The organism is Acidovorax sp. HMWF029 (assembly GCF_003060895.1).
Classification (GTDB): Bacteria; Pseudomonadota; Gammaproteobacteria; order Burkholderiales; family Burkholderiaceae_C; genus Acidovorax.
Genome location: NZ_QAIH01000225.1, coordinates 169,527 through 195,224, shown reverse-complemented (window position 1 = coordinate 195,224; position 25,698 = coordinate 169,527). Strand labels below are relative to the sequence as shown.

23 protein-coding genes are annotated in these 25,698 nt (G+C 61.6%); 22 read left to right on the top strand and 1 reads right to left on the bottom strand.

Annotated elements, in window-relative coordinates; translation table 11 throughout:
* The 21 genes from DBR12_RS23020 to hisD form a co-directional block, all read left to right on the top strand.
* Window positions 1-1,037 (top strand): type IV pilus secretin PilQ (locus DBR12_RS23020; RefSeq protein WP_233244622.1); only part of this gene is annotated, 1,037 nt, incomplete at its 5' end.
* Window positions 1,038-1,054: 17 nt separating this feature from the next.
* Complete coding sequence (locus DBR12_RS16650) at window positions 1,055-2,560, top strand: Ig domain-containing protein (RefSeq protein ID WP_108618266.1); 1,506 nt, start codon at window positions 1,055-1,057, stop codon at window positions 2,558-2,560.
* A 412-nt stretch (window positions 2,561-2,972) separates the two neighbouring features.
* Window positions 2,973-4,094 carry a 3-dehydroquinate synthase gene (gene aroB / locus DBR12_RS16645; protein ID WP_108618265.1) on the top strand — a complete coding sequence of 374 codons (1,122 nt, stop codon included), beginning with the start codon at window positions 2,973-2,975 and terminating at the stop codon, window positions 4,092-4,094.
* A gap of 73 nt (window positions 4,095-4,167) precedes the next feature.
* Window positions 4,168-5,340, top strand: coding sequence for a deoxyguanosinetriphosphate triphosphohydrolase (locus tag DBR12_RS16640; RefSeq protein ID WP_108618315.1), 1,173 nt, complete (start codon window positions 4,168-4,170; stop codon window positions 5,338-5,340).
* Window positions 5,341-5,404: 64 nt separating this feature from the next.
* Entirely contained in the window at window positions 5,405-6,034 is a 630-nt protein-coding gene (locus tag DBR12_RS16635; RefSeq protein ID WP_233244616.1) for a DUF1415 domain-containing protein, read from the top strand.
* A complete protein-coding gene (locus tag DBR12_RS16630; protein WP_108618263.1) occupies window positions 6,031-6,975 on the top strand; it encodes an SAM-dependent methyltransferase in 945 nt (314 codons plus the stop codon). The genes DBR12_RS16635 and DBR12_RS16630 overlap by 4 nt, the downstream gene beginning before the upstream one ends.
* 101 nt (window positions 6,976-7,076) lie before the next feature.
* Window positions 7,077-7,781, top strand: a complete 705-nt coding sequence (locus DBR12_RS16625; protein ID WP_108618262.1) for a transposase — start codon at window positions 7,077-7,079, stop codon at window positions 7,779-7,781.
* Between the two features lie 177 nt (window positions 7,782-7,958).
* Complete coding sequence (locus DBR12_RS16620) at window positions 7,959-12,692, top strand: glutamate synthase-related protein (protein ID WP_108618261.1); 4,734 nt, start codon at window positions 7,959-7,961, stop codon at window positions 12,690-12,692.
* A gap of 47 nt (window positions 12,693-12,739) precedes the next feature.
* On the top strand, window positions 12,740-14,218 hold the full coding sequence (locus DBR12_RS16615) for a glutamate synthase subunit beta (RefSeq protein ID WP_108618260.1): 1,479 nt from the start codon (window positions 12,740-12,742) through the stop codon (window positions 14,216-14,218).
* A 319-nt stretch (window positions 14,219-14,537) separates the two neighbouring features.
* A complete protein-coding gene (locus DBR12_RS16610; RefSeq protein WP_108618259.1) occupies window positions 14,538-15,356 on the top strand; it encodes an ABC transporter ATP-binding protein in 819 nt (272 codons plus the stop codon).
* Window positions 15,353-16,135 carry a lipid asymmetry maintenance ABC transporter permease subunit MlaE gene (gene mlaE, locus DBR12_RS16605; protein ID WP_108618258.1) on the top strand — a complete coding sequence of 261 codons (783 nt, stop codon included), beginning with the start codon at window positions 15,353-15,355 and terminating at the stop codon, window positions 16,133-16,135. Before DBR12_RS16610 ends, mlaE begins: the two co-directional genes overlap by 4 nt.
* 36 nt (window positions 16,136-16,171) lie before the next feature.
* Window positions 16,172-16,660, top strand: coding sequence for an outer membrane lipid asymmetry maintenance protein MlaD (mlaD, locus tag DBR12_RS16600; protein WP_108618257.1), 489 nt, complete (start codon window positions 16,172-16,174; stop codon window positions 16,658-16,660).
* Entirely contained in the window at window positions 16,657-17,457 is an 801-nt protein-coding gene (locus DBR12_RS16595; RefSeq protein WP_108618256.1) for a VacJ family lipoprotein, read from the top strand. The genes mlaD and DBR12_RS16595 overlap by 4 nt, the downstream gene beginning before the upstream one ends.
* A 140-nt stretch (window positions 17,458-17,597) precedes the next feature.
* Window positions 17,598-18,248, top strand: coding sequence for a phospholipid-binding protein MlaC (locus tag DBR12_RS16590; protein WP_108618314.1), 651 nt, complete (start codon window positions 17,598-17,600; stop codon window positions 18,246-18,248).
* A gap of 21 nt (window positions 18,249-18,269) precedes the next feature.
* Entirely contained in the window at window positions 18,270-18,542 is a 273-nt protein-coding gene (locus tag DBR12_RS16585; RefSeq protein ID WP_108618255.1) for an STAS domain-containing protein, read from the top strand.
* A 95-nt stretch (window positions 18,543-18,637) separates the two neighbouring features.
* Window positions 18,638-19,663 (top strand): ABC transporter ATP-binding protein, encoded by a 1,026-nt coding sequence (locus tag DBR12_RS16580; RefSeq protein WP_108618254.1) that lies wholly within the window; start codon window positions 18,638-18,640, stop codon window positions 19,661-19,663.
* Window positions 19,660-20,415, top strand: coding sequence for an ABC transporter permease (locus tag DBR12_RS16575; protein WP_108618253.1), 756 nt, complete (start codon window positions 19,660-19,662; stop codon window positions 20,413-20,415). Before DBR12_RS16580 ends, DBR12_RS16575 begins: the two co-directional genes overlap by 4 nt.
* 104 nt (window positions 20,416-20,519) lie before the next feature.
* Complete coding sequence (locus DBR12_RS16570; RefSeq protein WP_108618252.1) at window positions 20,520-20,762, top strand: BolA family protein; 243 nt, start codon at window positions 20,520-20,522, stop codon at window positions 20,760-20,762.
* A 100-nt stretch (window positions 20,763-20,862) separates the two neighbouring features.
* Window positions 20,863-22,137: a UDP-N-acetylglucosamine 1-carboxyvinyltransferase gene (gene murA, locus DBR12_RS16565; protein WP_108618251.1), complete on the top strand. Its 1,275-nt coding sequence runs from the start codon at window positions 20,863-20,865 to the stop codon at window positions 22,135-22,137.
* Window positions 22,134-22,793, top strand: a complete 660-nt coding sequence (hisG, locus tag DBR12_RS16560) for an ATP phosphoribosyltransferase (protein WP_369861629.1) — start codon at window positions 22,134-22,136, stop codon at window positions 22,791-22,793. The genes murA and hisG overlap by 4 nt, the downstream gene beginning before the upstream one ends.
* A gap of 19 nt (window positions 22,794-22,812) precedes the next feature.
* Window positions 22,813-24,195, top strand: a complete 1,383-nt coding sequence (hisD, locus tag DBR12_RS16555) for a histidinol dehydrogenase (RefSeq protein ID WP_108618250.1) — start codon at window positions 22,813-22,815, stop codon at window positions 24,193-24,195.
* On the opposite strand, the gene DBR12_RS16550 is transcribed toward hisD, so the two are convergent.
* Window positions 24,182-24,595, bottom strand: coding sequence for a DUF2917 domain-containing protein (locus tag DBR12_RS16550; protein WP_108618249.1), 414 nt, complete (start codon window positions 24,593-24,595; stop codon window positions 24,182-24,184). The two genes, hisD and DBR12_RS16550, sit on opposite strands and share 14 nt — an antisense overlap.
* Before the next feature lie 151 nt (window positions 24,596-24,746).
* On the opposite strand from DBR12_RS16550, the gene DBR12_RS16545 reads away from it, so the two are divergent.
* The coding region (locus tag DBR12_RS16545; RefSeq protein ID WP_369861628.1) for a PLP-dependent aminotransferase family protein at window positions 24,747-25,698 on the top strand (952 nt) is incomplete at its 3' end.

Below are 25,698 nucleotides of genomic sequence, written 5' to 3'. Positions count from 1 at the left end.
AGCTTGAGCCGCTTAAGACGCATGCTTATCAATTGAATTATGCCAAGGCGGGAGATATTCTTGCCCAACTCACCACCTCAGCGACAGGTGGTACCGGGGGGGGGGGGCGTTTTTTGTCTGAGCGTGGTAGCGCTATTTCGGAGCCACGTACGAATCAGTTGTTTGTGACGGATACGCCCAGTAAGCTGGAAGAGGTGCGACTCCTGCTGGCTAGTTTGGATGTCGCGGTTAGGCAGGTTTTGATTGAGGCGCGGATTGTAGAGGCGCGGGATTCTTTTGGTCGATCGCTGGGCGTACGCCTGGGGGGGGCCGACCTTCGTGCGAACCGGGGTGGTGATGGTGGTTATGGCATTGGTGGAAACAACCGGGTTGCGTTTGGTTCGACGTATAGCGATGCAGTGGCGTCGAGTGGTGCAGGGGGTACCACAAACACAAATGGGAATTTCGTAAATCTTCCTGCCAGCCTCTCTAATGTTAGTAGTGTCGGTAGTTTTGCTCTTTCTATATTTAATTCCGCTGCGAATCGATTTCTTACGTTGGAGCTCTCAGCCATGGAGGCCGATGGTAAAGGGAGAATTGTTTCAAGTCCTAGAATTATTACTGCCGATCAAACCAAGGCACTTATTGAGCAGGGGACCGAGTACCCGTATTCGGTTACGGCTCCGAATGGCGCTACTACGTTGGCATTCAAGAAAGCAGTCTTAAAGCTAGAAGTTACTCCCCAGATTACGCCGGAAGGTAATATCATATTGGATCTCGATGTGAATAAGGACAGTCGAGGCGAGACTACCACCCAAGGTGTTGCTATAGACACCAAGCATGTGAAGACTCAAATTCTTATCGAAAATGGCGGTACCGTTGTCATTGGTGGGATTTTTGAAATGGAAGAAACAAATCAGGAAAACAAGGTTCCATTAATTGGGGACGTGCCCGTTGTTGGCAATCTTTTCAAGAGTCGAACCAAAGAGTCAACCAAGCGGGAGATGCTGGTTTTTATTACTCCGAAGGTGATATCGGATCGTGTTTCTGCTCGTTGAATTTAGGATGTGGTCAAATGAATAAATTTTTTAAAATTGCAATTCTTGCGGGTGTCGGCTTTCTCTCAGCGTGTGGTGGCGGGGGGGGGAGTTCTGGGAGTACTAGCGAAGAATACAGCATCTCTTTGCGAGCTGTTAAAACCCAATTGCCCCTGAATATTGCTAGCCAGCCAGCGGTAATGGGCGCATACGGTGCATATACAACAACGCTCTATGTCGAAGCTCGAAAGGGTAGTGTTCTAATTCCTGGTGGGGAAAACGTTTTTGGTTGCAATATTGCGCAGGGGTTGGATTCAGGAGCTCTTTATTATTTGGATGGTAAATCTGAGCACGAAGATGCAAATAAAAATCCGCTTGCTTACAGGGCCATTACATTGGGTGCAAACAGTGGCGGGGCATCCTTTCACTTTCACGCTGGTAATCAAGTGGGAACCGCGCGTGTGACATGTTCGGTCTCGGACCCGCGTGATGGTAAAAATCGCTCCGCAAGCGTGGATATTGTGGTGGGGGGCGGAGCAAGTGGGAAGCCTGCTAGTGTTCGTGGTGTTGCTCAGGCTCCAGGGGTCCTTGGGTCTAGCGGCAACTTGTCAAATTTGAGAAATAATGTTGGTGTTCAGGTTTTTATGATGGATGATTCAAATCAACCGGTTCCCAACTCTTCGGCGGTAAATTTGCAAGTTAGTATTCGACCGTTTGGGGTTTCGGCGGAGGCTAAGCTGATTTCCGGAAATCAGTCTGGTGGTGTTCTGCAAATCGGTACATTGGGGGGTATCGGTTCATTCTCACTTTCTAGTGGAGCATCTAGTGGAATTATTCTTCTTGAGTTGACTGCAGATCGGTTTGATAACATTGTCTCAAATGGCATTCAGGATCCGGTAACTTCTTTTCTCGCAATCGATGTTGTAGATGGGGTGGGTATAGCGCCGCTGGCTTTTACAGCTGCAACGATTACCGTGCAAAATACCTTGCCGTTTGCTACTGCATTGCAGGCGACTGGGGGGGTGGCTCCATATACTTGGTCTGCGGTCGGTGCTTTGCCCCCGGGCTTGACTTTGAGTAGCACTGGAGTGATCAGTGGTACACCACTGGCAACGCCTGGGGCATACAACATTGTCGTAACTGTCACAGACGCTATTGGTGGTCGGGTGACGCGCAATATGACGCTGACCGTGACAGGAGCCTTGCCGTTGGATCCATTTGTTTTTGCAGTGAATGGCTGTTCTGCAAATGTCAATACGTCGTGTGTACTGCCTAACGCCATCAAGAACAGCCCTTATCTTTATTCCTTCTCTGCAAGTGGCGGTGATCCTGCGGCAAGCATTTCTTGGAACTTCCAGCTATTGCCTGCTTGGCTTGCATCGGCAACTACAGGAAACACGGGTTTTATTCGTGGAACGCCACTGACTTGCGGAACGAATACATTCTTGGTCACTGCTACCCGTGGTACCAGTGTGATAACGCGTCAGGTGTCGGTTGAGGTTGTGGGTGACGCCGCGGCAGTGCCCCCAGTTACTTGCCCTTGATGCGTGAAGGTGTGCGGTCCGAGCGTCTTGTGTTGGACGTTTGGACCGCCATAAAGATCAGGCGCACGCCACTTTACCGTGGCGGTAAGGATGGCCACGCGCCGCAACATAATACGCACCTGACCAAGTTCCATGAACACGGCGTAGATGCGCGCTACAAGAGCAAGAACACAGTCTCAAAGACCGAGTTATGCCCGCAGGAGGCAAACACGTGGAAAATGGGTGAGAAATTTTCCAAAAAATGGAGCAAATTCGCTCGAAAATAGGCGGCATCCATCAGGATGCCTTGGTCTTGGAATCGATGGGGCGTATCCTAAAAGGGGCTCGCATTACTCCACGAGTGGCTGGCATAAAATAATCGTTTAAGTTTTCATGCGGGTGCCGGTGAAAATCTTCGGCACCCCTTAAGCCAATGGAATCACACCCAGCCAAATTGTCTAGCGGAGAATACGTTTCTATTGACCTCGGAGAGCGCAGCTACAACATCGTTGTGCGTGAAGGTTCTCTTGGCGTTGTAGACACCTACGTTGGCTTGCCTTCTGCGCATGCTGCGTTGATCGTGTCAAACACTACCGTCGCACCACTGTATTCAGCGACCTTGCGCTCAGCGATCCAGGGGCGCTTTTCGGTGGTTCATGAAGTGCGCTTGCCTGACGGTGAGGGATACAAGAATTGGGAGACGTTGCAGCTAATATTTGACGCACTCTTGTCGAACGCCTGTGACCGTAAAACGGTACTTTTTGCTCTGGGTGGCGGGGTGATAGGTGACATGACAGGCTTTGCCGCTGCCAGCTACATGCGAGGCGTACCCTTTGTGCAAGTGCCTACGACCTTGCTTGCACAGGTGGACTCTTCTGTGGGCGGGAAAACGGCTATCAATCATCCACAAGGGAAAAACATGATCGGGGCTTTCTATCAGCCTCGCTTGGTTGTGTGCGATCTTGCCACCTTGGATTCGCTGCCGTTTCGGGAGCTCAGCGCTGGATTGGCGGAAGTCATTAAATATGGGCCGATTGCTGACGTCGATTTCATGGATTGGCTAGATTCTTCCATTGCGCATCTGCTGGCGCGAGACCGTGCAGCCCTGGCGCATGCGGTGCGTCGCAGTTGCGAGATCAAGGCCTGGGTAGTGGGCCAGGATGAAAAAGAAACGGGCCTGCGTGCCATCCTCAATTTCGGGCACACCTTTGGGCATGCCATCGAAGCGGGCATGGGTTATGGCGTCTGGTTGCATGGAGAGGGTGTGGCCGCCGGCATGGTGATGGCTGCCGAGTTGTCCCGTCGGCTGGGTTTGGTGGACGCTGCGTTTGTTGAGCGGCTCACAGCGCTGATTGACCGGGCTGGTTTGCCGACGAAAGGGCCCGTGCTGGATTCTGTAGACAACGCGGGCCGCTATCTGGAGTTGATGCGTATCGACAAGAAGTCGGAAGGTGGAGAAATCCGATTTGTGCTGATTGACGGGCCTGGCAAGGCCGTGGTCCGTTCGGCGCCCGACGCATTGGTGCGGCAGGTCATTGACGCGTGTTGCGCCTGACATGGTCAATCTGAATTTGCTATCTAATTTGTAGCTTATGGCGCATGTCTAAAGCGCGCAGGGCACGATTTTGATTCAAAGTTCTGATCTTTTGCCCACAGCCTCCAACCCTGCGCGCACGCGGGGGCGGCGCTACCCCGAGCAGCCCGCGCCTACGCGCACCGAGTACCAGCGTGACCGTGATCGAATTGTGCATTCCACCGCGTTCCGGCGCTTGGTCTACAAGACGCAGGTGTTCCTGAACCACGAGGGGGATCTATTCCGCACCCGGTTGACCCACTCGCTTGAAGTGGCCCAACTGGGGCGCTCGATTGCGCGGTCTTTGAAGATCAATGAGGATCTGGTTGAGGCGATTTCGCTGGCGCATGATCTGGGTCACACGCCCTTCGGGCATGCGGGGCAGGACGCGCTGCACAGCTGCATGGCGGAGTTTGGCGGTTTTGAGCACAACCTGCAAAGCCTGCGTGTGGTGGACCAGCTGGAAGAGCGGTACCCCCAGTACGACGGCCTGAACCTCACCTTTGAGACGAGGGAAGGCATCCTCAAGCATTGCTCGCGCCAACATGCCGAGCAGTTGGAGGCGGTCGAGCCCGGTGGTGTGGGTGGGCGCTTCCTGCGCAGGGAGCAACCAAGTCTGGAGGCGCAGTTGTGCAACCTGGCCGACGAGATAGCCTACAACGCGCACGACATTGACGATGGTGTGCGGTCGGGGCTGATCACGTTGGCGCAGCTGCGGGATGTTCCCCTGTTTGATGCCTACCGGGCTGCGGCGCAGGCTGAGCACCCGGATCTCGCTCAGTCGTCGTTACAAAGGCGTCTTTTGTTCGAGGCGATCCGCCGCATGCTTAGCGCACAGGTGTATGACGTGATTGATGCCACCCGGGTGGCCCTGCGTGAGCATGGGCCAAGCAGCGCAGACGATGTCCGCAAGTGTCCTCCGCTGGTGGTGTTCAGTGACGGGATGCGCGAGCGCTCCAAGGCGCTCAAGCAGTTCCTGTTCCGCCATCTCTACCGGCATCCGCAGGTGATGGAAACCACGGCGCTGGCGCAGGAAATTGTGCGCGACCTTTTTGCCGCGTATGCAGTCGCACCCCAAGAGATGAAGGCGGCGTTTGCGCAGCAGGCGCTGGCGGGGGGCGCGTCGACGCGCGCGCGCGCTGTGGCCGATTTCATTGCCGGTATGACGGACCGCTTTGCTGCGCGCGAGCATGAACGGTTGACGGGGCGGCGTCTGCTGGGTGGATGACGCAGCCGCCCGGCGAGGCGCCGGTAAAATCAGGCCCCTTTTTACTGTGCCTGCCAGCGCGCCTATGACATCCACTTCCTCCATCTTCCCGATGGGCGCGCCTGATACCGCAGCCCCGTTCATCCATGACACCGTGCGCTGGCTGGAGAAGGCTGTGATCGGGCTCAACCTGTGCCCGTTCGCCAAGGGCGTGCATGTGAAGGGGCAGGTTCACTACGCTGTGGCGCTGACCGACAACCCCGTGGCTGTGCTGGAGTTGTTGCGTGAAGAACTCCTCGCCCTGCAGGGCATGCCTGCCGAGGTGCGTGACACAACGCTGCTGGTGTTGCCGCACTGCTTGCAGGATTTCCTGGATTTCAATGATTTTCTCGGTGAGGCCGAGGATCTGCTGGAGGCTCTCGGGCTGGACGGCACCCTGCAAATCGCCAGCTTCCACCCGCAGTTCCAGTTTGCGGGTACCGAGGTGGACGATGTGACCAATTGCACGAACCGCGCGCCTTACCCCACGCTGCATCTGCTGCGCGAAGACAGTATCGACCGGGCCGTGGAGGTGTTCCCTGAAGCGGAAGCCATCTTTGAGCGGAACATGGAAGTGTTGGAGGACTTGGGGATGGAGGGCTGGTTGGCGCTCGATGTGGGGCCTCATGCACCGGTGCCCGGGGTGGCCTCTGCCGAAGCGGGGGATGCGCGATGACACAGAAGAAGCATTCTTCCGCGCCGCGCGGAGTCGGTGGGGCGAATCGCAAGAAGGAGTCCAAGCCCGACGCCCAGGCCGCGGAGTTGTCCGAATTGAGGCCCGGGCAGTCGGTGGAGTTGCTCAAGGAACTTCACATCCTTACCCGTGAAGGGCGGCTGAACCAGGATTCGCGGCGCAAGCTCAAGCAGGTGTACCACCTGTTCAATTTCATCGAACCTCTTCTGACTGAGCTTTCGGGAGAGGACAAGGGGCCGACGCTGGCGGACCATGGCGCGGGCAAGTCGTATCTGGGCTTCATTCTGTACGACCTGTACTTCAAGGCACTGGGACATGGTCATATCTACGGCGTCGAAACCCGTGCCGAGCTGGTCGAAAAGTCCCGCCTGCTCGCGCAGCGGCTGGGTTTTGTGCGGATGTCCTTCCTCAACCTGTCGGTCGCCGAATCGTCGGCAGCCGGTGAGCTGCCCGCGCAGATCGATGTGGTCACGGCCCTGCATGCCTGCGACACGGCCACCGACGATGCGATTGCCTTTGGCCTGCAGAAGAAAGCCCGCGCCATGGTGCTGGTGCCCTGCTGCCAGGCCGAGGTGGCCGCCTGTTTGCGCCAGGGCAAGGCACTGCAGCTGGCCCGCACGCCCCTGGCAGAGCTGTGGCGGCATCCGCTGCACACCCGCGAGCTGGGCAGCCAGGTGACCAACGTGCTGCGCTGCCTGTACCTGGAGGCCAGTGGCTACCAGGTGACGGTGACCGAGCTGGTCGGATGGGAGCACAGTATGAAGAACGAACTCATCATCGCCCGCTACACGGGACAGAAAAAGCGCAGCGCGGCCGAGCGTCTGCGCGCCATCCTGGTTGAGTTCGGGCTGGAAAAGGCCCTGGGGCCGCGTTTTGGGCTGGCAGTGGCTGCCGACGTGGCCGAGGCTACCGCTGCGGGCTGATTGCTTCACCGTTGCCCCAGCGGCGCAGTAGCGTGTGGACGGAGGTTTGAAATCGGGGACGGGTCTATGATGGCGCGCATTGCCTCCACCCACCTCCGCCCATGGCCCGCCTTCCACGCCTGACTCTGCCAGGCCACCTGCACCACGTGATCCAGCGTGGCAACAACCGCCAGCCCATTTTTCAGGATGGCGAAGACTTCCACACCATGCTCGCCTTGCTGGCAGACAACGCGCTTCAGCATGGGGTGGCTGTGCATGCCTATGTGCTGATGGACAACCACTTCCATCTGTTGGTCACCCCTGCAGCCGACGACGGTCTTCCCAAGATGATGCAGGCGGTGGGGCGGCGCTACGTGCAGTATTTCAACCGCCGTCATGCGCGCACCGGAACATTGTGGGAGGGGCGCTACCGGTCCACCGTACTGCAGCCCGACAAGTACATGCTGCCTTGCATGGTGTACCTGGACCTCAACCCGGTGCGGGCAGGAATGGTGGCGAATGCGGCGGACTACCCCTGGTCCAGCCATGCCCACTGGCTGGGTGTGCGCAACGACCGCCTGCTCACGCCCCATGCGCTTTACTGGGCGCTGGGCAACACGCCGTTTGCCCGCGAGGCCGCCTATGCGGCGCTGGTGCTGGCGGGGATCGGGTCTCTGGAGCAGGCGGCGCTCACGGCCTCGGCCCTCAGCGGATGGGCCCTGGGTGACGCCGATTTCATCGAAGGTTTGCAAAAACAGACACCGCGCCGGGTGGTTGCGGGGCAGGCCGGGAGGCCAAAAATCGTGAAGAAATCAGGCGAAAAATAGGCCTTTCCGCGCTTCTGTATTGGATTAATTGCTATCAAATTTAATGTGTCCCCAATAAAATATCAAACCACGATGCTTGGTTATTAAAAGGAATCTGACCCTAATTAATGTGCTTGCCAAATCATGTTGCAATGCACTAATCTCCCACTCCCTGCGAAAAAATATGAGGAGTGCGCCATGACCACGGCTGCCGAGATCCAGCATCTGCAACAACACGGTTTGTATTCATCGGGCAACGAACACGACGCCTGCGGCCTCGGCTTCGTCGCCCACATCAAGGGTGTGAAGCGCCACGACATCGTGACGCAGGCCCTGAAGATCCTGGAAAACATCGACCACCGTGGCGCCGTGGGGGCCGACCCCCTGATGGGCGACGGCGCGGGCATCCTGATCCAGATCCCCGACGCGCTGTACCGCGAAGAAATGGCCAAGCAGGGCATCACGCTGCCCGCCGCCGGTGAATACGGCGTGGGCATGATCTTCCTGCCCAAGGAGCATGCCTCCCGCCTGGCCTGCGAGCAGGAGATGGAACGCGCCATCAAGGCAGAAGGTCAAGTCCTGCTGGGCTGGCGCGATGTGCCGGTGAATGTGGACATGCCCATGTCCCCCACCGTGCGCAAGAAGGAACCCATCCTGCGCCAGGTGTTCATCGGCCGTGGCAACGACGTGATCGTGCAGGACGCGCTGGAGCGCAAGCTGTACGTGATCCGCAAGACGGCTAGCGCCAACATTCAGGCCCTCAAGCTCAAGCACAGCAAGGAATACTACGTTCCTTCCATGTCCAGTCGCACGGTGGTCTACAAGGGCCTGCTGCTGGCCGACCAGGTGGGCAAGTACTACCTGGACCTGCAGGACGAGCGCTGCGTTTCGGCCATCGGTCTGGTGCACCAGCGCTTCTCTACTAACACGTTCCCAGAGTGGCCATTGGCCCACCCCTACCGCTATGTGGCGCACAACGGTGAAATCAACACCGTCAAGGGCAACTACAACTGGATGAAGGCGCGCGAAGGCGTGATGGCCTCGCCCGTGCTGGCCGCCGACCTGCAAAAGCTCTACCCCATCAGCTTTGCCGACCAGTCCGATACGGCTACGTTCGACAACTGCCTGGAACTGCTGACCATGGCCGGCTACCCCATCAGCCAGGCCGTGATGATGATGATCCCTGAGCCCTGGGAGCAGCACACCACCATGGACGAGCGCCGCCGCGCCTTCTATGAATACCACGCCGCCATGCTTGAGCCCTGGGACGGCCCAGCCTCCATCGTGTTCACCGATGGCCGCCAGATCGGCGCCACGCTGGACCGCAACGGTCTGCGTCCATCGCGCTACTGCATCACCGACGACGACCTGGTCATCATGGGCTCGGAGTCGGGTGTGCTGCCCGTGCCCGAGAACAAGATCGTGCGCAAGTGGCGCCTGCAGCCCGGCAAGATGTTCCTGATCGACCTGGAACAAGGCCGCATGATCGATGACGACGAGCTCAAGGCCAACGTCGTCAACACCAAGCCCTACAAGCAGTGGATCGAGAACCTGCGCATCAAGCTCGACAGCATCGAAGCTGGTGCCCAGGCTGCCGCGCCCCAGGCTGCTGACCTGCCCCTGCTGGACCGCCAGCAAGCCTTTGGTTACACCCAGGAAGACATCAAGTTCCTGATGGCACCCATGGCCAAAAACGGCGAAGAAGGCATTGGCTCCATGGGCAACGACAGTCCGCTGGCCGTGCTCTCGGGCAAAAACAAGCCGCTGTACAACTATTTCAAGCAGCTGTTCGCGCAGGTGACGAACCCACCCATCGACCCGATCCGCGAAGCGATCGTGATGTCGCTCAACAGCTTCATTGGCCCCAAGCCCAACCTGCTGGACATCAACCAGGTCAACCCACCGATGCGGCTCGAAGTGAGCCAGCCCGTGCTCGACTTTGCCGACATGGCCAAGCTGCGCGACATCGCGCAGTACACGCAAGGCAAGTTCAAGAGCGCGACCATCGACATCACCTACCCGCTGAGCTGGGGCCGTGAGGGCGTGGAGGCCAAGCTGGCTTCGCTGTGCGCGCAGGCCGTGGACGCCATCAAGGGCGGTGCCAATATCCTCATCATCAGCGACCGCGCCGTGAGCGCTACGCAAGTGGCCATCCCCGCGCTGCTGGCGCTGTCTGCCATCCACCAGCATTTGGTGGTCACGGGCCTGCGCACCACTGCGGGCTTGGTGGTTGAAACGGGGACTGCCCGCGAAGTGCACCACTTTGCCGTGCTGGCTGGCTACGGCGCAGAGGCTGTGCACCCCTACCTGGCCATGGAAACCCTGGCCGACATGCACAAGGACCTGGGCGGCGATCTGTCTGCCGACAAGGCCATCTACAACTACGTCAAGGCGATTGGCAAGGGCCTGTCCAAGATCATGTCCAAGATGGGCGTGAGCACTTACATGAGCTACTGTGGTGCCCAGCTGTTCGAGGCCATTGGCCTGAACACGGAAACCGTGGGTAAGTACTTCACCGGCACCGCCAGCCGTGTGGAAGGCATTGGCGTATTCGAAATCGCCGAAGAAGCCATTCGCATGCACAAGGCAGCTTTTGGTGACGACCCTGTGCTCGAAACCATGCTGGACGCAGGCGGAGAATACGCTTGGCGTGCCCGGGGCGAAGACCACATGTGGACGCCTGACGCGATTGCCAAGCTGCAGCACAGCACCCGCGCCAACAACTGGAACACCTACAAGGAATACGCCCAGATCATCAACGACCAGAGCAAGCGCCACATGACGCTGCGCGGTCTGTTCGAATTCAAGATCGACCCCACCAAGGCCATTTCGATCGACGAGGTCGAGCCTGCCAAGGAAATCGTCAAGCGCTTCGCTACGGGTGCCATGTCGCTGGGTTCCATCTCTACGGAAGCCCACGCCACCCTGGCCGTTGCCATGAACCGCATCGGCGGCAAGAGCAACACCGGTGAAGGCGGCGAGGACGCTGCGCGTTACCGCAATGAACTCAAGGGCATCCCGATCAAGAAGGGCGATACCCTCAAGAGCGTGATCGGTGCCGAGAACGTCGAGGTGGACCTACCTTTGCTGGACGGCGACTCGCTGCGCAGCCGCATCAAGCAGGTGGCCTCGGGCCGCTTCGGTGTCACGGCCGAGTACCTGTCGTCTGCTGATCAGATCCAGATCAAGATGGCACAAGGTGCCAAGCCCGGTGAAGGGGGCCAGTTGCCCGGTGGCAAGGTGTCTACCTACATCGGCAAGCTGCGCCACAGTGTGCCTGGTGTGGGCCTGATCTCGCCCCCGCCGCACCATGACATCTACTCCATCGAAGACTTGGCCCAGCTGATCCACGACCTGAAGAACGTGGCGCCGCACGCAGGAATCAGTGTCAAGCTGGTGTCTGAAGTGGGCGTGGGCACCATTGCAGCCGGCGTGGCCAAGTGCAAGAGCGACCACGTGGTGATCGCCGGGCACGACGGCGGCACTGGCGCATCCCCCTGGTCGTCTATCAAGCACGCGGGCGGCCCATGGGAAATCGGTCTGGCTGAAACCCAGCAGACCCTGGTGCTGAACCGCCTGCGCGGTCGCATCCGTGTGCAGGCCGACGGTCAGATGAAGACTGGCCGTGACGTCGCCATTGGCGCGCTGCTGGGCGCTGACGAGTTCGGTTTTGCCACGGCGCCCCTGGTGGTGGAGGGTTGCATCATGATGCGCAAGTGCCACCTCAACACCTGCCCCGTGGGCGTGGCCACGCAAGACCCTGAGCTGCGCAAGAAGTTCTCGGGCAAGCCCGAGCACGTGGTGAACTATTTCTTCTTCATCGCCGAAGAAGTGCGCCAGATCATGGCCCAGCTCGGTATCAAGAAGTTTGACGACCTGATCGGCCGCACTGACCTGCTCGACATGCGTCAGGGCCTGGAGCACTGGAAGGCACGCGGCCTGGACTTCAGCCGCCTGTTTGCCCAGCCCAATGTGCCTGCCGACGTGCCGCGCTTTCACGTGGATGTGCAAGACCACAACATTGAGCACACACTCGATCGCAAGCTCATCGAGCGCAGCCAGCCCGCCATTCAAAAGGGCGAGCGTGTGCAGTTCATCGAAGTGGCCCGCAACGTGAACCGCTCGGTCGGCGCCATGCTGTCGGGCGCGGTCACCCGCGTGCACCCTGAGGGCCTGCCTGATGACACCATCCGCATCCAGCTGGAAGGTACGGGCGGTCAGTCGTTCGGTGCATTCCTCACACGCGGCATCACGCTGTATCTGATTGGCGATGCCAACGACTACACCGGCAAGGGCCTGTCGGGTGGCCGCGTGGTGGTGCGCCCCAGTATCGACTTCCGCGGCGATGCCGTGCGCAACACCATCGTGGGCAACACCGTGATGTACGGTGCCACCACGGGTGAGGCCTTCTTCAGCGGCGTGGCCGGTGAACGCTTTGCGGTGCGCCTGTCGGGTGCCACCGCAGTGGTGGAAGGCACAGGCGACCACGGCTGTGAATACATGACGGGCGGCACCGTGCTGGTGCTGGGCAAGACCGGTCGCAACTTCGCAGCGGGCATGAGCGGCGGTGTCGCTTACGTCTACGACGAAGACGGCCAGTTCGATACGCGCTGCAACATGTCCATGGTCACGCTCGAGCGCATCCTGCCCGCTTCGGAGCAAGAGGCTACCGTACCGCGTGCCATCTGGCACAACGGCCAGACGGACGAAGCCCAGCTCAAGAAGCTGCTGGAAGACCACAACCGCTGGACGGGCAGCAAGCGTGCGCGCGAACTGCTGGACAACTGGGCATCGTCGCGCGGCAAGTTCGTCAAGGTCTTCCCGACCGAGTACAAGCGCGCGCTGGCTGAAATTTATGAACGCAAAGTGCTGGAGGAGTCTGCTACACCAGCGGTAGCTGCTACTAAAAAGGAAGCAGTGCCCGCCAAGTAAGGCCCGGCCATTGATTCAGCACCACATTCATAGATAAGGACACCGTCATGGGAAAAACTACCGGCTTCATGGAATACGAGCGCATCGAAGAGGGCTACAAGCCCGTGCCCGAGCGCTTGAAGCACTACAAGGAATTTGTGATCGGGCTCGACAGCGCCCAGGCCAAGGTGCAAGGCGCGCGCTGCATGGACTGTGGCACGCCGTTTTGCAACAACGGCTGCCCGGTGAACAACATCATTCCTGACTTCAACGATCTGGTGTACCAGCAGGACTGGAAGAGTGCGATCGAGGTGCTGCACAGCACCAACAACTTCCCTGAGTTCACCGGCCGCATCTGCCCCGCACCCTGCGAGGCCGCCTGCGTGCTCAACGTGAACGACGACGCTGTGGGCATCAAGTCCATCGAGCACGCGATCATCGACCGCGCCTGGGAAGAGGGTTGGGTCAAGCCCCGCCCCGCCAAGCACCAGACGGGCAAGAAGGTGGCCGTGGTCGGCTCCGGCCCCGCAGGCCTGGCCGCAGCCCAGCAACTGGCGCGCGCAGGCCACAGCGTCACGCTGTTTGAGAAGAACGACCGTGTGGGCGGCCTGCTGCGCTACGGCATCCCCGACTTCAAGATGGAGAAGTCGCACATCGACCGCCGCGTCAAGCAACTCGAAGCCGAAGGCGTGGTCATCCGCACCAGCGTGTTCGTGGGCGCTGCCAAGGATGGCTTGGGCAAAGACTCCAAGGTCACCAACTGGGCCAAGGAAACTGTCACCCCTGAGCAGCTGAACAAAGAGTTCGACGCCGTGCTGCTGACCGGTGGCGCCGAGCAATCGCGCGACCTGCCCGTGCCGGGCCGTGACCTCGACGGCATCCACTTCGCCATGGAGTTCCTGCCACAGCAGAATAAGGTCAACGCGGGCGACAAGCTCAAGGGCCAGATCCTCGCCACGGGCAAGCATGTCATCGTGATCGGTGGCGGCGACACCGGCAGCGACTGCGTGGGCACCAGCAACCGCCACGGCGCGGCCAGCGTCACCCAGTTCGAGGTGATGCCCCAGCCCCCCGAGGTGGAAAACCGGCCTCTCACCTGGCCGTACTGGCCGCTGAAGCTGCGCACCAGCTCCAGCCATGAAGAAGGTTGCGTGCGCGAGTTCGCCATCTCCACCAAGGAGTTCACGGGTGAAAAGGGCAAGGTCAAGAGCCTGACCACCGTGCAGGTGGAGTTCAAGGACGGCAAGCTGGTCGAGATCCCAGGCACCGAAAAGCACTACCAGGCCGATCTGGTGCTGCTGGCCATGGGCTTCGTGAGCCCCGTGGCACCGGTGCTGGACGCCTTTGGTGTGGACAAGGACGCCCGTGGAAACGCCCGCGCTACAACGGATTTTGAGGGCGGCTACGCCACCAATGTGCCCAAGGTGTTCGCTGCCGGTGACATCCGCCGGGGCCAGTCGCTGGTGGTCTGGGCGATCCGGGAAGGCCGCCAGGCCGCCCGCGCAGTGGATGAATTCCTGATGGGCTACTCAGACCTGCCTCGTTGATCGTCGGTGGATGGGGTCAAGCAAAAGCGGCGTCTGTAGGCGCCGTTTTTTTTGGGCTTTTGTAACAGGGTCTACATGTGCCTTGCTGGGCAAAACCATGGGGCCCACCGATCCTGTGCTTTGTTGGCACAATTGGGAGTCCTGTCAATCCGGGTTGCCTCTGACTTGGGTGCGACGCCCTACCGCACCCACTGCCAATTTTTACAAACATGCGTGAATGTATGTTTGTGTCTTCGGCTACCATCGCGGCTCGCTTCTCAAGGGGGCGTGCCGGATGCTGCGTGGGCAGGTACCGGATTTTCTCAACCCCTTATCTTGCATGCCCGAGCCATTCTTCCTTGCCGAACTGCGCAACGTTACCTTCTCCTATGGTGACCGCGCTATCCTGCGCGACGTTTCGCTCTCGGTGCCGCGCGGTAAGGTCACGGCGCTCATGGGGGCGTCTGGCGGCGGCAAGACAACGGTGCTGCGCCTGATCGGCGGCCAGCACAAGGCTCAGAGCGGCCAGGTGCTGTTTGATGGCCAGGACGTGGGGCGCATGGACGTGGCGACGCTGTACGCGGCGCGCCGGCGCATGGGGATGCTGTTCCAGTTCGGGGCGCTGTTCACCGATCTCAGCGTATTCGAGAACGTAGCTTTCCCGCTGCGCGAGCACACCGATTTGTCCGAGGCCCTGATCCGCGATGTGGTGCTCATGAAGTTGCATGCGGTGGGCCTGCGCGGAGCGCGCGACATGGCGCCCAGCCAGATTTCTGGCGGCATGGCGCGCCGCGTGGCGCTGGCCCGCGCGATCGTGCTGGACCCGGAACTGGTCATGTACGACGAGCCCTTTGCGGGCCTGGACCCGATTTCACTCGGCACGGCAGCCCAATTGATTCGTCAGCTCAACGACGCCATGGGCCTGACGAGCATCATCGTCTCGCACGACCTGGACGAAACCTTCCGGCTCGCGGACCATGTGGTCATCCTGGGCGAGGGCGTGGTAGCGGCCCAGGGTACCCCTGACGAGGTGTGCGCCAGCCGCGACCCACTGGTGCACCAGTTTGTGAATGCCCTGCCTGCAGGGCCCGTGCCGTTCCACTATCCGTCGCCTGATCCCGTACAGGACTTCGGCCCGGAGGGAGGGCGCAGGTCATGAGTTGGTACAGGCCTGCGGATGTCGGTTTTGCAGTGCGCCAGCAACTGGCGGATATTGGCCTGGGTGCGCGCCTGTTTTTCCGGCTGTTGCGGCTGGTTGGGGCGACCTTTCTGAGGCCCGGGCTCGTGCGCGACCAGATCCACTTTTTGGGCAACTACTCGCTGGCCATCATTGCCGTCTCGGGCCTGTTTGTGGGCTTTGTGCTGGGTTTGCAGGGCTACTACACGCTGCAGCGCTATGGATCTTCCGAGGCCCTGGGCCTACTGGTAGCGCTAAGCCTTGTGCGTGAACTGGGGCCCGTGGTCACCGCGCTGCTGTTTGCGGGTCGTGCAGGCACCTCGCTCACGGCTGAGATCGGGCTGATGCGTGCGGGCGAGCAGCTCAGCGCCATGGAAATGATGGCGGTGGATCCGGTGCAGCGCATCCTTGCGCCGCGCTTCTGGGCCGGGGTGATCACCATGCCGCTGCTGGCGGCAGTGTTCAGCGCGGTGGGTGTCATCGGTGGCTGGATGGTCGGCGTGCTCATGATCGGCATCGACCCTGGGGCCTTCTGGAGCCAGATGCAAGGCGGGGTGGATGTCTGGAAAGACCTGGGCAATGGCGTGCTTAAAAGTGTGGTCTTCGGCTTCACAGTGACCTTTGTTGCACTTTTGCAGGGCTACGTGGCCAAGCCTACGCCCGAGGGCGTCTCGCGTGCTACCACGCGCACCGTGGTCATGGCATCCCTGGCGGTGCTGGCGTTGGACTTCGTGCTCACGGCCCTGATGTTCAGTATCTGACGCCAGCGAAGCTGGCGCGCAAAGGAATCCAAAACAATGCAACGTTCCAAAAACGATTTCTGGGTGGGGCTCTTTGTGATGCTCGGCACGGTGGCGCTGGTGTTTCTGGCGCTGCAGTCGGCCAACCTGCTGAGCCTTAACTTCCAGTCGGGCTACCAGATCACTGCGCGCTTTGACAATATTGGCGGCCTCAAGCCCCAAGCGGCGGTGCGCAGCGCCGGTGTGGTGGTGGGGCGCGTGCAGGCCATCACCTTCGATGACAAGACCTACCAGGCGCGCGTGACGCTGGCCATGGAAAGCCGCTACGCTTTCCCCAAGGACAGCTCGCTCAAGATTCTCACCAGCGGCTTGCTGGGCGAACAATACATCGGCATCGAGGCAGGTGCGGACGAAAAAAATCTGGTGGCGGGCGACATGGTCACAGCGACCCAGTCAGCCGTGGTGCTGGAAAACCTTATCGGACAATTTCTATACAGCAAGGCCGAAGACGGCAGCAAACCTGTTGGGGCAGGTGGCAAAAAATGACGAACTCTCGCAACACAACTCCGGCCCTTCACGCCCAACGCGGGGCTTTGGCCGGGCGGCTGGCGGCCTGCCTGGGGCTTATGCTGGGTGCTGCCCTGCTGACGGGCTGTGCCACAGTGGCCAACCCCGACCCCCGTGATCCCTTTGAGTCCTACAACCGCAGCATGACCAACTTCAATGAGCAGGTCGATGCGATGGTGCTCAAGCCGGTCGCGATTGCCTACAAGGAAGTCACGCCTGCGCCCGCGCGCACCGGAGTGAGTAACTTTTTTGCGAACCTGGGCGATATGTGGTCGTTCGTGAACAATGTGCTGCAGCTGCGTGGCGAAGCCGCCGCCTCCACTTTCATGCGGGTCAACGTCAACACCTTCATGGGCATTGGCGGTGTGCTGGACATTGCCAGCGAGCTGGGTATCGAACGCTACAAGCAGGATTTCGGCCTGACCCTGGGATACTGGGGCATGGGCACAGGGCCGTACCTGGTGCTGCCGATCCTCGGGCCGTCCACGGTGCGCGACACCCTGGCCCTGCCAGTGGACATGAAAGGCAATGTTGTCAGCTATGTCGATCCAGTCTCAGCGCGCAATTCGCTCTATGCGCTGCGCATCGTGGACACGCGGGCCAACCTGCTGCGTGCCAGCTCGGTGCTCGACAGTGCGGCGCTGGACAAGTACAGCTTCACGCGCGATGTGTTCCTGCAGGTGCGCAGCCAGCAGGCTGGCACGCCGTTCAACGGCGACGAGAAGAGCGAGACAGATGGCAACAACGGAGTCCTGCCCGAAGAGCCGCCGCGCTGAGAGGCACAGCCCGCTGTGCCGGCGGGCGCAGCCTGTGTTGCACTTGCTTGCAACCCGCAACAGCAGCGACGCATGCGGGACCGCCATGGCCGCGACAATGATATGGCGGGCTCCAGCCCGCGCCGATGAAAGCCAAGAACATGATGAATCGACGCACTATGGTGCGCAGTACCCTGAGCCTGACTGCCGCAATGGCGCTGTCGCTGGGCCTATCCGTATCGGCCCTTGCGGCCGATGAAGCTCCCGATGCGCTGATCAAGCGACTGTCTGCCGATGTGCTGTCCACCGTCAAGGCCGACAAGGCCATCCAGGGTGGCGATCTGTCCAAGGTGATCGCGCTGGTGGACAAGACCGTCATGCCCAACGTCAACTTCCGCCGCATGACGGCTGCGGCCGTGGGCCCCGGTTGGCGTCAGGCCACGCCCGATCAGCAAAAACGGCTGCAGGAGGAGTTCAAGATCCTGCTCGTTCGCACCTACGCCGGTGCTTTGGCCCAGGTCAATGATCAGACCATCCAGGTCAAGCCCCTGCGTGCTGCGGCCGAAGACAAGGACGTGCTGGTGCGTACCGAAATCGTGGGCCGTGGTGATCCCATCCAACTCGACTACCGGCTGGAAAAGACGCCTGGTGATGGCGCAGGCTGGAAGATCTACAACCTGAACGTGCTGGGGGTGTGGCTGGTGGAGACCTACCGGGGTCAGTTCGCGCAAGAGATCAATGCCAAGGGCATCGACGGCCTGATCGAGACCCTGGTGGCGCGCAACAAGGCCAACACCACCGCCAAGGGGTGACCCAGTGTGAATCCATCCGCCATGCTGGTACTTCCCCAAGAGCTTACCCACCGTCAAGCCACGGCCTGCCTGCGGATGCTTGTGCAAGGGCTGCGGGTGCACCGCGAAAGTGGCGTGGTGGTGGACGCGAGCGCCATGACGGTGTTTGACAGCTCGGCGCTGGCGGTGCTGCTGGAATGTCGGCGCGAGGCGCTGTCGGTGGGCAAGACCTTTGCCGTGCAAGGCCTGCCCCCGGCGCTGCGCGGCATGGCGGGGTTGTATGGCGTGGGCACGCTGCTCACACCCGTGTCCTGACGCGGACCTTTTATTGCCGGGTCCGGGCCGCTGCAAGCCGCCGTCTGCCCCCTCCCCAACGCGGTTCAAGGCAAGGCCGTAAAATCAGGGGCTTCATGCCCGCAGTCTCCTTCCAAGCCATCTCCAAGACCTTTGCGACGCCCAAAGGCCCTTTTCAGGCACTGAACCAGGTCAACCTGAACATTGAGGAGGGCGAGTTCTTCGGACTCCTCGGCCCCAACGGCGCCGGTAAAACCACCCTCATCAGCATCCTGGCCGGCCTGGCGCGTGCCACCAGTGGCCGCGTGCTGGTGCAGGGTAGTGACGTTCAGGCGCAGTACGCTGATGCCCGCCGCAAGCTGGGCATCGTGCCGCAAGAGCTGGTGTTCGACCCCTTCTTCAATGTGCGCGAGGCGCTGCGCATCCAGTCGGGCTACTTTGGCGTGAAGAACAACGACGCCTGGATCGACGAGCTGCTGGAAAACCTGGGTCTGGCCGACAAGGCCAACGCCAACATGCGCCAGTTGTCCGGCGGCATGAAGCGCCGCGTGCTGGTAGCGCAGGCACTGGTACACAAGCCACCCATCATCGTGCTCGATGAGCCCACGGCGGGCGTGGACGTGGAATTGCGCCAGACGCTGTGGCATTTCATTGCCCGCCTGAACAAGGAAGGCCACACCGTGCTGCTCACCACCCACTACCTGGAAGAAGCCGAGGCCCTGTGTGGCCGCATCGCCATGCTCAAGGCGGGGCAGGTGGTGGCGCTCAACCGCACTTCTGAGTTGCTCAAGGCCGCCTCTGGCAGCGTGCTGCAGTTCAAGACCGACGCGGTGCTTGCGCCTGCACTGGCTGCGGTGGCGCGGGTCACGGGCCGCATCGTGCAATTGCCGGCCCACGACGCGGCAGAGATCGAAAACCATCTGGCCGCATTGCGCGTGGCCGGGGTCGAGGTGCAGGACATGGAAATCCGCAGGCCTGATCTGGAGGATGTGTTCTTGCAGGTGATGTCCGGGACATCGGCGTCCAACATCCCGCTGGAGGGGGGCGCGTCCGCCGTAGCGCCGGGCCGCCCCAAGCAAGGCGCGGCCCCCTTGGGGGGCAGCGAGGACACGGCAGTGCCGAGCGTGGGGGCGCAACGATGACCGGCTGGCAAACGCTGTTTTACAAAGAAGTTTTGCGTTTCTGGAAGGTCAGCTTCCAGACCGTGGCCGCCCCGGTGCTCACCGCCGTGCTGTACCTGCTGATCTTCGGCCATGTGCTCGAAGACCATGTGAAGGTCTACGACCGCATCAGCTACACCGCTTTTTTGGTGCCGGGCCTGGTGATGATGAGCGTGCTGCAGAACGCCTTTGCCAACAGCTCATCGAGCCTGATCCAGAGCAAGATCATGGGCAGCCTGGTGTTTGTGCTGCTCACGCCCCTGTCGCACTGGGCCTGGTTTGTGGCCTATGTGGGCTCGTCGGTGGTGCGTGGGCTGGTGGTGGGCCTGGGCGTGTTCATCGTCACACTGGCGTTTGCGTGGCCGGAGTTTGCGGCGCCGCAGTGGATTCTGGCCTTTGCCCTCCTGGGGGCGGCGCTGCTGGCCACGCTGGGGCTGATTGCGGGCCTGTGGGCCGACAAGTTCGACCAAATGGCCGCGTTCCAGAACTTCATCATCGTGCCCATGACCTTCCTGTCGGGCGTTTTCTATTCCATCCAGTCGCTGCCGCCTTTCTGGCAGACCGTGAGCCACCTCAATCCGTTCTTCTACATGATCGACGGCTTCCGCTACGGTTTCTTCGGCCAGAGCGACACCTCGCCCTGGCTCAGCCTGGGCATCGTGGGCATCGCCTGGCTGGCCGTGAGCGCGCTGGCCGTGCACCTGCTGCGCACGGGCTACAAAATCCGTAACTGACATGACTTACGCAAAACAAGGTTCAGGCAAGCGCTCCCCTCCAGGGCGAGGCGGTTGTTGCATCCCGATTTGCGTCAGTCCTCATTGATTCCGAGCGCCCCACCATGACCGCTGACCAACTCAAAGACATCATCACCGCAGGCCTGGCCTGTGAACACATCGTGCTCGAAGGCGATGGCCGCCACTGGTACGCGACCATCGTCTCGGCCGAGTTCGAAGGCAAGCGCGCCATCCAGCGCCATCAGCGTGTGTACGCCACGCTGGGCGCGAAAATGCACACCGACGAAGTGCATGCGCTGTCGATGAAGACATTCACCCCTGCCGAATGGGCGGCGCAAGCGCATTAAACACACGCACAGCGCTGTTTTTTACTCATTTATTGATAGCTATCAGCGCATGATGGACGCGCGGTAAAGCCTATTTTTATTCATATTTTGGTTATTTGACATGGACAAACTCCTGATTCGCGGCGGACGCAGCTTGCAAGGCGAGGTGCTGGTCTCTGGCGCCAAGAACGCCGCCTTGCCGGAGTTGTGCGCTGCCTTGCTCACGGCCGAACCCGTGACCCTGCTCAACGTGCCCCAGCTGCAGGATGTGAGCACCATGCTCAAGCTCATCCGCAACATGGGCGTGGCGGCCGAGCGGGCCGATGACGGCACGGTCCGCATTGACGCCAGTGCGCTCAATACGCCGGAGGCCCCGTACGAACTGGTCAAGACCATGCGCGCTTCGGTGCTGGCGCTGGGCCCGCTGCTGGCGCGCTTTGGCGAGGCGACTGTTTCGCTGCCCGGCGGCTGCGCCATCGGCTCCCGCCCGGTGGACCAGCACATCAAGGGCCTGGCCGCCATGGGCGCCGAGATCGTGGTCGAGCACGGCTACATGATCGCCAAGCTGCCCGCAGGCTGGACGCGCCTGAAGGGCGCGCGCATCACCACCGACATGGTCACGGTGACGGGCACCGAGAATTTCCTCATGGCCGCAGCGCTGGCCGAGGGCGAGACGGTGCTCGAAAACGCCGCGCAAGAGCCCGAGATCTCGGACCTGGCCGAGATGCTGATCGCCATGGGCGCGAAGATCGAAGGCCACGGCACCAGCCGCATCCGCATCCAGGGCATCGAAAAACTGCATGGCTGCACCCACCGCGTGGTGGCCGACCGCATCGAGGCCGGCACCTTTCTGTGCGCTGTGGCAGCCACGGGCGGTGATGTGGTGCTGCGCCATGGCCGCGCCGACCACCTCGACGCCGTGATCGAAAAGCTGCGTGAGGCCGGTGCCACCGTGCAAGCGGTGGATGGCGGCATCCGCGTGCAAAGTGCGGGCGCTGCCACGCTCAAGGCCCAGGGCTTTCGCACCACCGAATACCCCGGCTTTCCCACCGACATGCAGGCCCAGTTCATGGCGCTCAACTGCATCGCCCAGGGCACGGCCACGGTGACCGAGACGATTTTTGAAAACCGCTTCATGCACGTCAACGAGCTGGTGCGCCTGGGCGCCAAGATCCAGGTGGATGGCAAGGTGGCGGTCATCGAAGGCGTGCCACGCCTGTCCGGCGCCACCGTGATGGCCACCGACTTGCGCGCGTCCGCCAGCCTTGTCATCGCAGGCCTGGTGGCCGATGGCGAAACCGTGGTGGACCGCATCTACCACCTGGACCGTGGCTATGACTGCATGGAAGCCAAACTGCGTGGCATTGGCGCCGACATTGAACGGATCTCAGCATGAGCAACAACATGATCACCCTGGCGCTCTCCAAGGGCCGGATCTTTGACGAAACCCTGCCGCTTTTGGCTGCCGCCGGCATCGAAGTGCTGGAAGACCCCGAAAAGTCGCGCAAGCTCATCCTGCCCACCAACCAGGCCAACGTGCGCGTGGTGCTGGTGCGCGCTACCGACGTGCCCACCTATGTGGAGTACGGCGGCGCCGACCTCGGCGTGACTGGCAAGGACACCCTGATCGAACATGGCGGCCAGGGCCTGTACCAGCCGCTGGATCTGCAAATTGCCAAGTGCCGCGTGAGCGTAGCCGTGCGCAATGACTTCGACTACGAGCGCGCCGTCAAGCAGGGCGCACGCCTGAAGGTGGCCACCAAGTACACCAGCATTGCGCGCGACTTCTTTGCGACCAAGGGCGTGCACGTGGACATGGTCAAGCTCTACGGCAGCATGGAGCTGGCGCCGCTCATCGGCCTGGCCGACGCCATCGTCGATCTGGTCTCCACCGGCAATACGCTCAAGGCCAACCATCTGGTGGAGGTCGAGCGCATCATGGACATCAGCTCCTACCTCGTGGTCAACCAAGCCGCGCTCAAGCTCAAGCAGGCACCGCTGCGCCGCATCATTGATGCGTTTGCCTCGGCCATACCTGCACCCAAGAACTGAACCCACCTTAGAACGCACTATGACTTTGGTAGCTGCTCCCGCTCGTCTGTCCACCGCTGCGGCCACTTTTGAGGCTGATTTCGCAGCCCGCCTGCATTGGTCTGCCGACACCGACGCGGCCATCGAGCAGCGCGTGGCCGACATCCTGGCCGACGTGCAAAAGCGCGGCGACGCGGCGGTGCTGGAGTACACCGCCCGCTTCGACGGCCTCTCGGCACCGAACATGGCCGCGTTGGAGTTGACCCAGGCCGACTTCAAGGCCGCGTTCGACGCCATCCCGCAGGCCCAGCGCGACGCGCTGCAGGCTGCCGCCAAGCGTGTGCGCAGCTACCACGAGGCGCAGAAGAAGGCCTCGGGCGAGAGCTGGAGCTACCGCGACGAAGACGGCACCTTGCTGGGCCAGAAGGTCACGCCGCTGGACCGCGTGGGCATCTACGTGCCCGGCGGCAAGGCCGCCTACCCGTCGAGCCTGCTGATGAACGCCATCCCGGCCCACGTGGCGGGCGTGCAGGAAATCATCATGGTCGTGCCCACACCCGTGCGCGGCAGCGTGGCGACAGGCGGAACGGGCGAGGGCACCTCGACGAAGGGCGAGCGCAACGAGCTGGTGCTGGCCGCCGCCTACGTGGCAGGCGTCACCCGCGCTTTCACCATCGGCGGCGCGCAGGCTGTGGCCGCGCTGGCCTACGGCACGGCTACCGTGCCCAAGGTGGACAAGATCACCGGCCCCGGCAATGCCTACGTGGCCAGCGCCAAGAAGCGCGTGTTCGGCACCGTGGGCATCGACATGATTGCGGGCCCCAGCGAAATCCTGGTGCTGGCCGACGGCAGCACACCGCCCGACTGGGTGGCCATGGACCTCTTCAGCCAGGCCGAACACGACGAGCTGGCCCAGAGCATCTTGCTGTGCCCCGACGCCGCCTACCTCGACGCTGTGCAGCGCGAGATCGATCGCCTGCTGCCTACCATGCCGCGCGCCGAGATCATCGCCAAGAGCCTCACCGGCCGGGGCGCACTGATCCTGACGAAGGACATGGAAGAAGCCTGTGCGATCAGCAACCGCATCGCGCCCGAGCACTTGGAGGTCAGCAGCACCGATCCCCACCGCTGGGAGCCTTTGCTGCGCCACGCTGGTGCCATCTTTCTGGGCGCCTATACCTCCGAGAGCCTGGGCGACTACTGCGCGGGCCCCAACCACGTGCTGCCCACCAGCGGCACGGCGCGTTTTTCGTCGCCCCTGGGCGTGTACGACTTCCAGAAGCGCAGCAGCATCATCGAGGTGAGCGAGGCAGGCGCCCAGGTGCTTGGAAAGATCGCCGCTGAATTGGCCTACGGCGAGGGCCTGCAGGCCCATGCGCAGGCCGCAGAGATGCGGCTCAACCCGCCCGTCAAGCCGCGCTGATCACGCCCTGGGGCGGGGCGCCTGGGCCTGGGGCTTTCGCCTTCGGCTGTTGTGCTGCTGCGGGTGCCGGCGGATATGCAGCGCCTGGCACCGCGTGGTGCCGCGCCCAGCTCAACCGCGCGGGCCGCTGACCGTCGGCACTCACTCGCAGCCGCACGGGGCCAGCAAATGACAGGCGCTGTCCCGCCTCCAGAAAATAGTCTTCCAGCAAGCCATCGCAAGTCAACCAGATGCGGCCTTGCTCGACCTCGAGTAAAGCGATCTCGCCCGCGCGGAAGTCCAGCACCTGAACGGCTTGCAGGGGCGGTAGCGTCTGGCGTTTCCATTGCAGGGTGAGCGGTGCCGCAGGCCGAGTCGGGGCAGCGGGCGACGGTGGGTTGGTGTGGTGCAGCGAGTTCATACCTTCACTGTGCGGCTGCAAGCCGTCAGCCACCAGCCACAGGCGAGGGCTATGTGGGCCAGTACAGACTGTTCAACCGATCAATCTGTACTGTACGTGCTGGGGTGCTTCTGTACTGTGTGCCTGCCAAGTTGCCAGTACAGAATGCAGCATGGCCACCGATGATGCACCCCCGCTATACCTGCAAATTGCCGAGCAACTCGCGCAGCTGATCCGCAATGGCACGCTGGTGCGCGGCGAGAAGCTGCCGTCGGTGCGCGAGCTGGCGCGCCAGCACGGCGTTGCGCAGACCACGGTGGTGCAGGCCTACCACTGGCTGGAAGATGCGCGCCTGATCACGGCACGCCCGCGCTCGGGCTTTTTTGTAGCAACGCGGCCGGTGAGCCTGCCTGAGCCCTCCACGCCACGCCCGATGCGCCGAGCGCGCGAGGTGTCTGTGGATTGGCTGGGTCAGCGCATCCTGGGGCGCAACCAGCCGGTGGACATGGTCTCTTACAGCAGCGGCACCCCTGGCCCAGAGCTGTTCAACCCCGACCGTGTGCGCCGCGCTGTGGTGCGCGCCGCGCAGCGCCACCGCCAGTTGTTGTGCACCTATCCCAGCCCGTCGGGCCATGAAGACGCGCGCCGCGCGCTGGCCCGCTACGCTGTGGGCCTGGGCTGCAGTCTTGACCCGGAGAACATCGTGATCACCGGCGGTTGCATGGACAGCATTGCGCTGTGCTTGCGCGCCGTGACGCAGCCGGGCGATGTGGTGGCGCTGGAGTCGCCCACGCATTTTTCGTTTCTGGAGGTGCTGCAGGGCCTGCACCTCAAGGCGCTGGAGATTCCCACCCACCCCCGCAACGGCCTGTCGCTGGATGCGCTGCAATTGGCGCTTGACACCCAGCCCGTCAAGGCCGTGATGGTGGTGCCCACGCTCAGCAACCCGCTGGGCAGCTGCATGCCGCAAGGCGAGCGCAAACGCCTGGCGCAGATGGCGGCGTGCCATGACATGGCAGTGATCGAGGACGCGATCTACAACGACCTGGCGGAGGCGGACGAGATGCGCCGCGCTGTCAAGTCCTACGACACCACGGGCCATGTGATGCTGTGCGACTCGTTCT